Source organism: Pseudobutyrivibrio ruminis (genome assembly GCF_015057245.1).
In the GTDB taxonomy this organism is placed as follows: domain Bacteria; phylum Bacillota; class Clostridia; order Lachnospirales; family Lachnospiraceae; genus Pseudobutyrivibrio; species Pseudobutyrivibrio ruminis_E.
The window spans coordinates 39925-53242 of record NZ_SVET01000004.1; the positions used below are offsets into that span (position 1 = coordinate 39925).

General features: G+C 37.3%; 12 protein-coding genes. All 12 read left to right on the plus strand.

Annotated features, from left to right (window positions below; genetic code table 11):
- Positions 1-3 precede the first annotated feature (3 nt).
- The 12 genes from E7274_RS04970 to E7274_RS14410 all read left to right on the plus strand — a co-directional run bounded on the left by E7274_RS04970 (position 4) and on the right by E7274_RS14410 (position 13300).
- On the plus strand, positions 4-831 hold the full coding sequence (locus E7274_RS04970; RefSeq protein WP_304174211.1) for a hypothetical protein: 828 nt from the start codon (positions 4-6) through the stop codon (positions 829-831).
- 11 nt (positions 832-842) lie between these two features.
- A complete protein-coding gene (locus E7274_RS04975; RefSeq protein ID WP_304174213.1) occupies positions 843-2663 on the plus strand; it encodes a hypothetical protein in 1821 nt (606 codons plus the stop codon).
- Between the two features lie 3 nt (positions 2664-2666).
- On the plus strand, positions 2667-3887 hold the full coding sequence (locus tag E7274_RS04980) for a hypothetical protein (RefSeq protein WP_304174214.1): 1221 nt from the start codon (positions 2667-2669) through the stop codon (positions 3885-3887).
- Positions 3868-5955, plus strand: a complete 2088-nt coding sequence (locus tag E7274_RS04985; RefSeq protein WP_304174216.1) for a hypothetical protein — start codon at positions 3868-3870, stop codon at positions 5953-5955. Before E7274_RS04980 ends, E7274_RS04985 begins: the two co-directional genes overlap by 20 nt.
- A gap of 2 nt (positions 5956-5957) precedes the next feature.
- Complete coding sequence (locus tag E7274_RS04990) at positions 5958-8588, plus strand: hypothetical protein (RefSeq protein ID WP_304174218.1); 2631 nt, start codon at positions 5958-5960, stop codon at positions 8586-8588.
- 19 nt (positions 8589-8607) lie between these two features.
- Positions 8608-9189: a DUF4255 domain-containing protein gene (locus E7274_RS04995; protein ID WP_304174220.1), complete on the plus strand. Its 582-nt coding sequence runs from the start codon at positions 8608-8610 to the stop codon at positions 9187-9189.
- A 45-nt stretch (positions 9190-9234) separates the two neighbouring features.
- A complete protein-coding gene (locus tag E7274_RS05000) occupies positions 9235-9990 on the plus strand; it encodes a hypothetical protein (RefSeq protein ID WP_304174222.1) in 756 nt (251 codons plus the stop codon).
- A complete protein-coding gene (locus E7274_RS05005; RefSeq protein ID WP_304174224.1) occupies positions 9987-10379 on the plus strand; it encodes a DUF4280 domain-containing protein in 393 nt (130 codons plus the stop codon). The genes E7274_RS05000 and E7274_RS05005 overlap by 4 nt, the downstream gene beginning before the upstream one ends.
- Positions 10380-10401: 22 nt before the next feature.
- On the plus strand, positions 10402-12102 hold the full coding sequence (locus E7274_RS05010) for a phage tail sheath subtilisin-like domain-containing protein (protein ID WP_304174226.1): 1701 nt from the start codon (positions 10402-10404) through the stop codon (positions 12100-12102).
- A gap of 26 nt (positions 12103-12128) precedes the next feature.
- Positions 12129-12647 (plus strand): phage tail protein, encoded by a 519-nt coding sequence (locus E7274_RS05015; protein WP_304174228.1) that lies wholly within the window; start codon positions 12129-12131, stop codon positions 12645-12647.
- 84 nt (positions 12648-12731) lie between these two features.
- Positions 12732-13094, plus strand: coding sequence for a phage tail assembly protein (locus tag E7274_RS05020; RefSeq protein WP_304174230.1), 363 nt, complete (start codon positions 12732-12734; stop codon positions 13092-13094).
- Positions 13031-13300 (plus strand): DUF6760 family protein, encoded by a 270-nt coding sequence (locus E7274_RS14410; protein WP_442960413.1) that lies wholly within the window; start codon positions 13031-13033, stop codon positions 13298-13300. Before E7274_RS05020 ends, E7274_RS14410 begins: the two co-directional genes overlap by 64 nt.
- Positions 13301-13318: the final 18 nt, after the last annotated feature.

Sequence of the window (13318 nt, forward strand, 5' to 3'; positions counted from 1 at the left end):
TATATGGAGTTTGTAACAAACAAATATAACTTAAATTCCATATATACAGCAGTTGATAATTCTGTAAATGCAGTTCATGTATGTGAAAACAAATTTAGTCCACAGGGAACAAGGTACACTTTGTGGGAAATCAAAGATCACATACTTGCAAAAAAGCTTGTTAGCGAACTGGAGGGGAATGGAAACTGCGATATGTTTTCTATAGGAAATAGGATGTATTTTCTGTTCCCATTTAGAGACTTTAGACCACTTAAAGAGTTTTATAAAGGCATTAACCCATCATTAAATGATGGGGAGGAAGCTTGTATAAGGCTGGTAATGGAGTGTATGTCAATTGATTTACCATACTCCATTCTGCTTCTCATATTAAGCCAGGAAAGAATTAATCTTTCGAAGGATGGAAGTGTTTATTTTGATTACTGCATAGACTTTACCGAGTATTCCGAAAAGATAAAGGAAAAGGATTGTGCGAATCAATGCGTGGGAATTCTCCTTGATATGCTCGAACCTTTTGCCGATCAGAAAGCAAATTCTTATATGATTCTGTCAGCAAAACGTTGGAGAAGTGGATATAACACATTTGTTGAATTATACAAGGATGTGCATATGGCAGAGGCGCCAGCTCAAAAATATAAGCTGCGGGTCAGATTTAAAAGATGGTTTAAAAGAAATCAGGAACTGCTATTTAGGATATTATTAGTGTTTTGCTTAATCTTGCTAGCACTGGTAATTATCATGGTGCTTAGCCAAATTTTTACCGGAGGTGTTCCGTTTTTACGGATTTTCTTTAATCCATTTAAGGAGATTGGTACAGAAACTATGCTTCAGTAGGACGTTGTAATATGAAAAAGTATATTATCTATGGAATTATTTTATCAATTTTAATATGGATAATAGTAGTGGCAGTTATAGCATTACCTTCTGTTCCTACTAGTGATAAGATTTGCGGATGTGTTGCCACAGCTGATGAAAACGGCATGTTTGTGCAGCAGAATGGAAAGCAAACTTTTCTGTACGAACTTAGGCAGGATAAAAGTATGGCGGCAACCCCTGTAAATATTACCAAGCATGCAGATGGTGTTCTTTCAGGTTTAGCCATAATGGGAAAGCACTATCTTCTTTTCACAGGAGATGACATAACACTAGTTGTTTCTGATGAAAAATATGAAGTGACTAACTCGTATAAAGTTTTAGGAGTGTCAGAAACAGAACCTTATGGTTTATATGTCTTAAATGACCAGTTATATCTGGTTATGAAATCAGCAGATGCTGGAATAGGAGTAAGGTATTTCATTCAAGTAGGTGAGTATAACTGTGCAGCTACATACGATAAGACTATCGAAGTGGTCGAGGATGACTATAACTTGATTGATACTTCTTTACTTGAGTTCTTGCCGAATCCGTTTCCAACGGGAGTGCTTACAGCACTTTTGCTTAATAGATTATATCTTGTTATTTCAATGGTAATGGTGTTTGCTGCAGTTGCACTTCTGGTAGTATTCATTTATCTATATCGAGAAACAAATTCATTTGTTTGGCAGCGATTTGCAATGCAACAGATCGTAATCTATTTGATTGTTTGTGCTACCTTCTTTGCAACAGATAAATTATTTTTCTTTGGAATTGTAATTGTATGGGTGGCAAGCTCAATTGTTCTACTTAGTTTTGTAAGCAGAGAACATGACGATTTAGTAACTCTTGCAATGGCTGTTGAAAGTGCATCAAAAGGAAGAGATACAGCTGTTAAAATTCCAAAGAAGACCAATAGGGATTACGAAAGAATTTGGCTTGCTGCAAGAGATGTTTTAGAAGAAAAAAAGAAAGCGAATTACACCAGAGACAAGATGTTCTTGGCCTATTCAAGATTTGCACCTCGTAATATAACCGCATTACTTGCAAAAGAAAGTATGCTGGAAGTTACTCCTGGTGAGTATCAAAGAATGCGAGGTATTGTTGTAAATGTCAGTTTGGACTGGGACAGAGAACAAAGTGATATTCAGTTAATCGAGCAAATGAATAAGGATTTTGCAATTATTACGAAAGTGCAGGTGGATAATGATGGAGTTCTTTTATTTGGAGAACCAACGCTTGGCTCAATGCATTTCCTTTTTGAAGATAGCCCTAAAAAAGCTATTAATTTTGCTTCTAACATAATTAAATTACTGGCTAACAGAAATCCGGTAATCCTATTGCATGAAACAAAGCTTACCTTTGGTGTTGCAGGAACAAATGAACAGGCCTTTACCTTTATTGATTTCGATGATTTAGAACTACTCCAAGGGGTTATGAAAAAGATTCGTGAATACAAAGTGGGTATGGTCATGACTGAACAAATGGTAGCTTACATAGATGACAGCATAAAGACCAGATGTATAGGTTATGTAAATTTATCAGATGATGGAAGAAACATGAATTTATTTGAAGTATTAGATGTGCTTCCGGTTGCCATTGGCAAAAAAAGACTTGCTAATAGAGACCAATTCAAAAAAGCATTATCAATGTACTATCATAATGATTTTTATCTTGCAAGAAATATGTTTACAGAAATCCTGAAACAGGATAGCGACGATGAAATTGCTAAGTGGTATGTATTTGCATGTGAAGATTTATTAAAGCTTGCAGGCGAGAAAGAATACGATTACAGCCTGTTTGTTGAAAGGTAATAAATGGAAAACATTTTACAGATTCTAGTAAATGCAATTAAATCCAGAGTGATGGGGTTGTACACCACAATTCAGATGTGGACAAATCCATCATTCGTTAAGACTAAAGTATCTACAGTAATTAGAACATTTTTTACTCAGACACTTTCAGTCAAACCAAGACATAAAAAAGATTATTATGCCATTTCAAAATGGCTAGTCTCTAAAAAGCTGATTTATTTCATTGTCTTGGCGGTGGGTGTTCTATGTGCTTACTATTTGTTAATAATTAATCCTATCATTTCATTCAATAATGTGGCAGGTGTTAGGGAATATTATTACAATGCAATACCACTTAGATTTGTAAATGGTTCCGTAAAAATAAAAGCAAAATCAGGATATGTGGCATATGAAGGAAATGTATCAAAAGGAGCCGTTGAAGGAAAAGGTACTTTGTACAACATAAATGGCGATACGGTCTACATAGGAGATTTTGCGGAAAACAAATTTGAGGGAACTGGCAAAGCCTATTATCCGGCAAATGTACTGAAGTATGAGGGAACTTTTTCAAATAATTTATACGAAGGAGAAGGAACCTTATACAGAGAAAATGGAAGTATGGAATACAGCGGTGCATTTTCAAAGGGCAAAAAAGATGGGATGGGAACCTTATATGACACTGGTTCAAATCAGGTATATCAAGGATTATTTAGTCAGGATGAGTTAGTGTATACCGATTTGATAGGTAAATCCACAGCAGAAATTGGGAAAGCTTATACAGGGGTTACAAACTTTTATATGGGGGATAACAACCAGTTTGTTGCCAGCCTAAAAGATATTGATGCAGTATACCAGGGGGATAGCTCAGATACAAATATAGAAGATGAAATAATGGTAGACATAATATATGTTAGCCATAATTACATTACCTTGGGAGGGAAAAGAGTATCCTCTGTTGCAGATTTAATTGATTATTTTGGCACACCGAGTTACCAAGGTTATACCAAATTAAAGCTGGCAGAACAGATAGTTATAAAAGACATGATAGAAAACGGAGATGCCACATTTGATCAAGTTTCAATGACAATCGTTCCGAGTAACACAAATGATGTTTTTAACGTATCAGGATATTCTAGGGATAAGACAGTTTATCTTTATACCTTTTTAAAGGACGGAGTAGAATACCAATTTTTCTGTCCAGAGAAGAGAGGGGATTTTGGTTTTTATGGAGTTGCTACATATTAAGAGTTACATAAAAAAAGCAACAGCTTTCATATTGATAGCAACATTCATAAGTGGTTCTGTGTGCCAGGAGAGAGTGGAGGCAAGGAATTCCTACACATTGACCGTTGAAATGGCTAAATCGTTAGCACTGGCCAATTCTGAGGAAGTAGAAGAGTTGCTACTTAAATATGATCAGGCTGGGATAAAGTACAAGTCGGCAGTGAAATCTGCTTATGAAAAGTATAGAAAAATAACTTCATTTAGCTGGTCACCGCTACTTAGCTTTAAGTTACCTGAAAAGCCAACAGAAGCAGAAGAATATGAATTTCAATATACTGCCATAGAAAAACAGGCTGAAATAGATAAGCTAGAAAGACAGTTGGATGACATAGTATATGAGATTTATGAAAAATCGGGGAATCTGTATACAAAAATATATACTCTTCAAGAACAAATAAAATACGAAGAGACGCAACTTACTCTACTTGATGAGCAAATAGAAAAGACTACACTACAGGTGGTAGTTGGAACAGCTACTCAAGCTGACTTGGACAAGATGAATACCAAGAAGACTACCTTGACTGAATCACTAGCTACTCACAAAAATACAAAAGCAACTAGCGAAAAAGAACTTGGCAAAATGATAAATTTGGAATTGCCACCAGAGGTGTACCAATATACATCTCCTTATGTAGAAAGTACACTTAATCGCTCTTTGCTAGAAAAAATAATTGAATACACCATGGATAGAGACGAAGCCTTATATGAAGCAGGTGTAGTAGAACAGGCCAACAAAATGGCTGCCGAAACAAACTACAATTTATATAAAAAGCATTACGGCGGCGATATGTATTTGATTCAGTCTTATTATGACACCATCATGAGTGGCGGAGAAGTTAATAAGACACAGTTTAAAAAAGCCTATGCATCTTTCCTTACAAAGATTGATTCCTATTGGGTAGGAGACCATGTAATCAAAATTTTGTTTATAAAAATCTATATCCCAAAGGAATGGTTTAAGGGTACGTTAGATGGTATTCGTTATGTGGATGATGATCCTTATGTTTGTTATGACACTCTATGCGAATATATGATTTCACATAAGGAAAGAGTTTCAATTGAAGAACAGTTAGAAACAAATCTTAATTCAGGTTTTGATAATATTACAACTTTAAAAAATACCTATAAGTCCTATGTAAAGGACCAGACAGAATTATCTAAAGAATTAGAGGATGCATATATTCTTAATAAAGCAGGGAAAATGACCTATACAGAATATACAGACGTTCAGACAAGCTATGAGGAAGCTCAAATGAATGCACTGAAGGCATTAGATGAGTATACAAGAGCGCTATTTTCCTATGATAGAACAACCTGTGGGGCAATTACATATTATCTTCTTTCTGGAGATGCTGCTCTTTATAATTCAATTGGCGGAGAAAGCTTTTTGGAAGCCAATACAGTTACTGGCCCAAAGTATTATATAAGGACTTTAATAAATAAAAATGGATTTAGGCTAGGAATTTCTATTCCAGAAAGTTATGAAGGAAGTATTACAGACTTTGAGCTTTGGGTTGGAGATGAGCAGATTGGAGAAAGAACAAAGGTTGGCTATGAAATAAGACATTTAGCCATAGGTAAGATAAATGGTACCGATAGAGTATTTATCCGATTGTATGATGGTGAAAAATTTGTAAGCGATTGTGATATAGATCCAAAAGCCTATGAAGGAGAGCTATCTATTACTGATGGATATATAACAGTACCAAAAACTATCGATAAAGTTGTAGCTGGATATACCATAAAAGCATCACAAAGCGGACTAGTAAGCTTTAGGCTAAAGGATATAGCCGATGATCAGATTAAGTACTACAAACTTTTAGATTCCACAAATGCTCCACTTATTGAGGATAAACTCATAGCAGTTGATGATGAATTTAGATATTTGGCAGTCTTAAGTACAGATATCGAAAATGTTCAAATTGAATTATATGACGTAAATGAAGAATTGTTATACAAGGCAAGATTTAATCCAACAGAGTCTACGGTAGTAAGGTCCGTGGAAGAGGAAAGCAATGAGGAAGAGTGATTATGATAAGTAGAAGTCATCAAAATGATAATCACATATGGTCTGACAAAAAGCCTAAGATGGAATTTAAAGTTATCCGATTCCTGAGGGACAGGAAAAAGCCAGTTGCCATTTCTTTGGCATTCATTGTTGCAGCTGTGGGAATATGGCAAGGGGCTAGCTTCGCTTTAGCAAGGTTCAACCTTGATAGAGCTGTTTATTACAATCAGCAACAGTTAGATGCAGTTGAGGATGCCACCTTACTTATTGGAACTCATTTAATACACATTAGTGTTATCAACAATCAGATTTACGAAGTGGCGGAGATAAGCCAGTCGGATACAGGCCAATCAAGCATCTATTATAAATCAGAGCTTGGTGATGGACAGTGGTATGAAATATCAAATGCAAGTGCTCTTGCAGATATATCTTTTACAGGTACGCCTGTTAGTGATAGCGAGATATTAGCGTTAGGTCTTACAAATGAAACCAAATCAGATGCTATTACATACGATTTGGCTACAGGTAATCCTATCTGTCCATACAACACTACAGATCCTTATGATATTGCTGATTTAACTGAGACAATGGCTTTACAATCTGTGTATGAATACGATAGCAATATGATAGATAACGATAGAGATAGAGACTCAATACGTTATGAGTATTACGCTATCAAATATTTCTTTGAGAATACCTCCACAAGAAACGATGTTACTAACCTATGTGACACTACACTTGATCAGTTGCACCAGTTCTATTTAAACGAAGCATATCAAGAAATACCACTTCAGGAACTAGTACAAATTCTGGTAGCAGAGGAATATGTGGATCACGAAAGACGTGCTGAGGTAATGTACAACTTAGAGGAAAATGGAGTGAGTGATTTGGTTGCTAGATTATCAACTCCATCCATACTTCCTAGTGATTCTGGTAATTCTAGTAATGGAGATTTTTTTGCAAGCTTATTTAGATCATCAGGACTCCCATATCCTTATAATGGTGAATTTGCCGAAGAAGAAGATTTGCCGGAGTCTACAAGCTCCATGGGAACTGAAGCAGCAGCTGAAGTTTATTCTACTGTACAAGAAAGCTATGCAACTCATAATGCGCAAAAGCTTGTTCAAGGCAAATCCATTTTGGCCCAGTGCCAATATGCAGATTTACAATATCTTTATTACAACGTTAGCGGAGGAAATTTCAACAGAACCTCGGATGTAAATACATATTTTAAGTATGGCACTACTGGAGAAACTAATATACAAAGACTTGCTGCCATGGAAAATATCTCAGAGTCCGTAGTTGGATATAGAAGAGATTTAGAAAAATCAATACTTACAGACGAGTTGGTACCATATGGTACAGGCATACTTACAAGCCAAACTACATCTGGTGCAGGAAGTGCATATACAGCTCTTGCAGCAACTGAGGGATCTACAAATGAGCAATTAGACGGAGCTCTTTCAGACCAAAAATCCGAAGCGGAATCTACTAGACTAGAGCTTCAGTTTTTTATTACAAATCTTCGAAGCCGCATGAGCGAAGCAGATATGATTTCATACATTGACGCCAGACTTGATGAGGCCAATGCAATATATGCAGCAGTTAAAGAAGATGCATATGCTGATTATGGACACGAAGTTGTACAAGCCTATATCGATTTCTTAGAGGCACTGAAAGCTGATATTGAAAGTGGAATGGATGGTGGCGCTGCTGAGCTTCAAGGCTTGCTTGATGAATATACTCAAGGCTATCAAAACGCACTTGATAACAACAATTTAGGTGAGGCAGACAGATATGCTGCATTAATTGATGCTGTTACCAAACAAATGGGTGATGGCTCAGGACTTGGTGACTCCACAGTATCGGATTTGATGAACAGTTTATCAAATGCCTTAGGAGAAGGAAATGCAAGCCAGGTTTTAAGCGATATAAATGCATTATCTGCTATGAGTGCAATAGACCCCAACGGGGTACAGGATGCTTTGAATGATGCAAAAGCTAGAATAGCTGGTAGTACAGAATTATCAGATTCAGATATAGATGGTCTATTAGATGCTGTGGGAGAGGCCATAGCAGATGGTCAGGATAAATTTAGTGGCAAGATTTCTGCTAGCGACTTGGATAATTTGTTGAATAGCTTGTTTGGAGGAGGCTTTGATAGTCTTTCAGATGGGCAAAAGGTGGCACTAGTAAAAGCTACAACGGAATTTGGTGCAACCTACAATAATTCAGATGTTACAAATTACGGTTTGGAAAAACTTACACAAATCGTCACAGAACAAAATCCATACGTATACACACAGCCTACAGAAATTACACCAGAGTATTTGGATTTGGAACACATAGCAGCGGTTACAAGCTACAGATATGTATTCAACGCAAGCGAAACAAGAGCGACTCTTTCCAATAGAGGAGAGTATTATTCATTTGTTGCATATGAAAGCACATATGAGGATTCAACAGGTGAGATTAAAAGTTTAAAAACACCACTGACCTTTAGAAAAACAGTTTATTTGGATGAGGATTCATCAAAAGAAATATTTGCTTGTGTTGCTTACTACGTACCAGATACAGAATATGGAATAGTTGTAACTGATCAAGTTGCAGCGTGGGCAGACCAGATAATGGAAATGTTAGTTCAGATGCTATAGCGCGTATAGGAGAAGTTTTATGGCAGATTATTCAATTGTTTCGAATTGTAGCGAACATATGGTAAAGCTACTTCGAGAAAAAATGTGTCCCGAGCCGATTCCTTCAGCAAACAATATACAGGTTTCATCACCATCGTCACAGGACGTTGATTATTTGGTAGGTGTTTATTTGTATGACATTGTGGAAATGCAGGATGTTGCGTTAGGGCCAAATATTCGCAAAGGTCGCGTGAGAATTTCAAGGCCGCCTAGACCATATATGCTTTACTATTGCATCTTTGTGAATGGTGGTTCCCAAATGGGATTGAAGGATTTGGATGTTCAAAAAATACTTGGCAAGGTAGTTCAGATATTAAATGACAATGACTCTGTTTTGCCGGTTCAGTTACAACCGTGGCTTGAGACACCAGAACCACCGATTGTATTTTCTCAGGCCAAAATAAACTTGGAAGAAAAACATAGAGTATGGTCAGCACTACATAAACCATACAACCTAAGCTTATTTTTCAAAGCAGGGCCGGTATTCTTATCATCTGAAGAGATTATTACTACACCTGAGGTTGTGGAAGCAGCATTTAATCTTGATATGAAGAAAGAATAAATGCATTAGCCCTTTATCAAACTATTAAAGAAAGGAGGTAATCGGATGGCGTTAGTTTCTATTGTTCATCAAATGGATTTATGTCTTGAGTTGGTAGATGCTACCACCGGTGCAGGAATCAGAGATGCCAGAGTAAATTTTTACGTAGACGGGAAAATTTTTCCAATGGTAAAAAAACAAAATGGCAACTATATTCTCATTAATAGCCAAAGGCTCAATCGCCAAATAAAGGTGGAAGTCTATGGATATGAGCCAAGGGTTGTAGATGTGAAATATGAAGAGTTAGATTCTATACGACCGATAAAATTGGTGCTTTTGATACCAAAGATTACCGACAGTAACTTTGCTAGTTTGTGGAGTATAGAAGGGGAACTGCCTGGAATAACAGACATTTCGGCAGTGGTACCGTCATCAGCGCCATTTTCTTATCATTCTTATGATAGGGCAAGGAAAATGGTAAATATTCTTAATCCTCGCCGAATAGAGCTTGCAGGAACGGACTACGGTCTGGTTCATACCGACAGGAAAAGTTTTGAAGCGGTTGAGGTGCTAGATTTAAGGGTTCAAACGAAGCTGATGTTAAGTGACTTACTTGATGAGGAATTTGAAGTTTCCAATCCAATTGCAAGAATTGTCAGAGGCACAGTGGATGAAGATGGAAAATATCTTTTGAGAGTAAGAGCTTCTGTAGGTGATGACAAAAATGTAATTGTTTGTTATCACGTGGACGGAAAACGACGGTATCAGGTATTAGATTTTACAAATGCCCGCGAATTACAATTGGAAAGGAGAGATGAATGAGTGGTCCAGTATTGGTTAGTGGCGGGACTCTAATGTGTACTATGGGGACAATGCCATCTACTTTTACGGCAATGGCAAATCCTCAGGTAAAAATAGGAGGTGTACCTGCTGCCACTATGATGGACAATGCACCGCTTACGAGCATAAAGCCTTTTGGGATGTGCACTAGCCTTGCAAATCCTGCGGTTGCAGCCGCAACAGCAGCAGCTCTTGGAGTACTTACTCCACAGCCGTGTTTACCAGTTATACCTGGACCTTGGGTGGCTAGTGGTCAAAAAATCAGATCAGGAGGCAAAGCGTTCGTTTGTCAAGGAGATTGCCTTATGTGCGCTTACGCTGGAAACATTTCAATTGCTAATAGCGGACAGACAAAGGTTATTGAAAACTAATTTTTAGAGAAGGAGTGATTATATGGCGGAATATTTATCACCCGGAGTATATGTTGAAGAAATCGATAATGGTCCTAGATCCATAGAAGGAGTTGGCACAAGCACAGCCGGTTTCGTAGGAATGGCTGAAAAAGGACCTATAGAGGGGGCTCCGGAGCTAATTACCAATTTTAATTCTTTTCTTAGAATTTATGGTGGATTTCTAAGTGATTTTACACATGGTGAGTACAGATTTCTTGCTTATGCTGTAGAGCAGTTCTTTACAAATGGCGGAACAAGATGTTACGTCATGCGAGTTGCACCTGATGATGCAAAAGCAGCTTCTAAAAAGCTGGGATTTATTACAGCAAAGGCAGTTAACCCTGGTAAATGGGGTGACAAGATTGTAATAACACTTACTCAGAGTTCAAAGCGTAAAATCCAGTTTATGGAGAAAATTTCTGATACCACCTACAAAGTAAAAAATGCAGAGGATATTCATGAAGGTGACATTATTGTATTTGAAAAAGAATTCAATACAGTAACTGGAGTTTATGACAGAGAGCTTACATTAGCAAATCCGTTTAAGGCTGATGTGGTGGATAAGGAATTAATTCCAAAGAAGGTTGTTAATTTAGTTGAGACTGATATGACAATTAGATATCAGGATCAGATAGAAAACTATCCAGGAATCAATTTTATCCAGGGATCAAAGGATTATGTAATTAACAGAACTGAGCGTTCTGAAATTGCTACTATCGAAATTAATGGCAGTCCAAAGGGAATTAATCCTCTTGCGGAGATTTTTGAAAAGGATGCTACAAGTATTTCATTTACCCTTGAAGGTGGTTCCGATGGAAGCATATCAAAGGTAAACGCTGGTACGTTTATTGGTATGGATAAGGGACCTGGTCATAGAACTGGTATCCAGAGCTTCTTAGAAAATTCTATTGTAAGCATGATGGCTGTTCCTGGTGTAACAATGCCAGAAGTTCAGGTCGCACTTGTTGCTCACTGCGAGAATCTTGGAAGTAGATTTGCAGTACTTGATATGCCTGAGAAGATTTCTAAACCAAAAGAGTTGATTGAGTTTAGAGGTTTAATCGACAGCACCTATGCTGCTATGTATCATCCATGGGTACAGGTTTTTGATAGAAGTGCAAATAAGCCAAGCTACATTCCACCTTCTGGTTCAGTACTTGGTGTATATTCAAGAACTGATATTAACAGAGGTGTTCACAAGGCACCAGCTAATGAAACAGTAGCTTGTACAGGTCTTTCTATCAATTATACAAAGGCTGAACAGGATATCCTTAATCCAGAAGGTATTAATCTTATTCGAGCACTTCCTGGACAGGGAATCAGAATCTGGGGAGCACGTACAGCCAGTTCATCATCAAGCTTTAGATATATCAACGTTAGAAGACTATTTATCTTCGTCGAGGAAAGTATCAAAGCTTCTACTAACTGGGTTGTATTTGAACCAAATGATTCAATGTTGTGGAGCCGAGTATCACTTACAGTTGCATCATTCCTTGATAACCTATGGAAAGCAGGAATGTTGGCAGGTGATTCTGCTTCAGAAGCATACTTTGTAGAAATAGGAACAAACACCATGTCTAGAGATGATATCGAGAATGGCCGTTTGATTTGCAATATCGGTATTGCACCTACAAAACCAGCAGAGTTTGTAATCTTTAGAATTTCTCAGTTTACAGCGGAAGCTGGTGGTGGAGAAGAGTAAAACACAGTAGATAAGGAGATGTAATTATGGCAGATGGAACAGCAGGCAACTTAAATCCATATGATGATGGAGCAGGTAATTATTATCCATTAACCAAAATGAATTTCTTGGTTACTGTAGATAGTGTAGACGGCAAGGCTGCTTTTTCTGAGGTAACAGGAATTGAAGGAACGGTTGATGTGATTGAATTTAGACAGGGTAATTCAAATTCACTTGCACCACAAAAAATACCAGGACTTGTAAAACATGGAAATGTAACACTCAAGTTTGGTTATACAACAGATAATGCATTTAAGAACTGGGCACGTGAGTGTGTTTCTGAAACAAGAGGTGCCATTCCTCGTACTCGTGTACAAATTGAACTCATTGATATTAATGCTGGTTCACCTACAACTGTTAAAACTGCAATTGAAGGTACAAAGGTTTGGGTACTGGTAAATGCATGGGTTACAAAATACACAGCACCAGATTTGAATGCTACTCAGTCTGAAGTTGCTATTGAGTCAGTTGAAATAGCATACGAAGAATTAATTATTCCAAACTAGTATGTGAATACGATTGCTTTCATCCACATGTTTCATGGGGATGAGAGCTTTCGTACTTTCATAAAAGCTTAAGGAGGAAGGTGTATGGAAACTATATTTGATTTTGAATTACCTAGGGGTTATGTAGATGGTGATGGTGGAGTTCATAAGAGAGGAAAAATGAGACTCGCTACTGCAAAGGATGAAATCAGTGCTACTAGAGATCCTAGAGTTCTTTCAAATCCATCTTATCTGACAATTGCACTTTTAGCAGAGGTTGTTACAGAAATAGAGGGAATGCCTGCAGTAAATGGAACCTTGATAGAAAGGTTATTTACAGCAGATTTGGCATTTTTACAGGATATGTATCAACGTATAAATGATATAGAACCACCAAAGGTTCAGTGTGTTTGTCCAGATTGTGGGAAGGTGTTCCAGGTACCTATAAATTTTACAGAAGAGGGTTAAAGCTCTATCCACAAAAGGAAATGTATGAGGAGATGTCTTTCATATCATACTATTTCCATTGGGGTAGTGATGACGTGCTTTCTTTAGAACATAATGAAAGACGTCGCTGGTGTAAGGAAATATCATCCATCAACCAGTCTTTAAGACCCTCGGATAAACCAAAGGAAAAAAGTATCTTAGAAATGAGACCATCAAGGTCTAGGTAATTTTTAGCAGGTATTGTC

What these genes read in the sequence shown, in the direction of transcription:
- E7274_RS04970 (WP_304174211.1), top strand. Translation starts at nt 4, where the DNA reads ATGGAGTTTGTAACAAACAAATATAACTTAAATTCCATATATACAGCA.
- E7274_RS04975 (WP_304174213.1), top strand. Translation starts at nt 843, where the DNA reads ATGAAAAAGTATATTATCTATGGAATTATTTTATCAATTTTAATATGG.
- E7274_RS04980 (WP_304174214.1), top strand. Translation starts at nt 2,667, where the DNA reads ATGGAAAACATTTTACAGATTCTAGTAAATGCAATTAAATCCAGAGTG.
- E7274_RS04985 (WP_304174216.1), top strand. Translation starts at nt 3,868, where the DNA reads ATGGAGTTGCTACATATTAAGAGTTACATAAAAAAAGCAACAGCTTTC.
- E7274_RS04990 (WP_304174218.1), top strand. Translation starts at nt 5,958, where the DNA reads ATGATAAGTAGAAGTCATCAAAATGATAATCACATATGGTCTGACAAA.
- E7274_RS04995 (WP_304174220.1), top strand. Translation starts at nt 8,608, where the DNA reads ATGGCAGATTATTCAATTGTTTCGAATTGTAGCGAACATATGGTAAAG.
- E7274_RS05000 (WP_304174222.1), top strand. Translation starts at nt 9,235, where the DNA reads ATGGCGTTAGTTTCTATTGTTCATCAAATGGATTTATGTCTTGAGTTG.
- E7274_RS05005 (WP_304174224.1), top strand. Translation starts at nt 9,987, where the DNA reads ATGAGTGGTCCAGTATTGGTTAGTGGCGGGACTCTAATGTGTACTATG.
- E7274_RS05010 (WP_304174226.1), top strand. Translation starts at nt 10,402, where the DNA reads ATGGCGGAATATTTATCACCCGGAGTATATGTTGAAGAAATCGATAAT.
- E7274_RS05015 (WP_304174228.1), top strand. Translation starts at nt 12,129, where the DNA reads ATGGCAGATGGAACAGCAGGCAACTTAAATCCATATGATGATGGAGCA.
- E7274_RS05020 (WP_304174230.1), top strand. Translation starts at nt 12,732, where the DNA reads ATGGAAACTATATTTGATTTTGAATTACCTAGGGGTTATGTAGATGGT.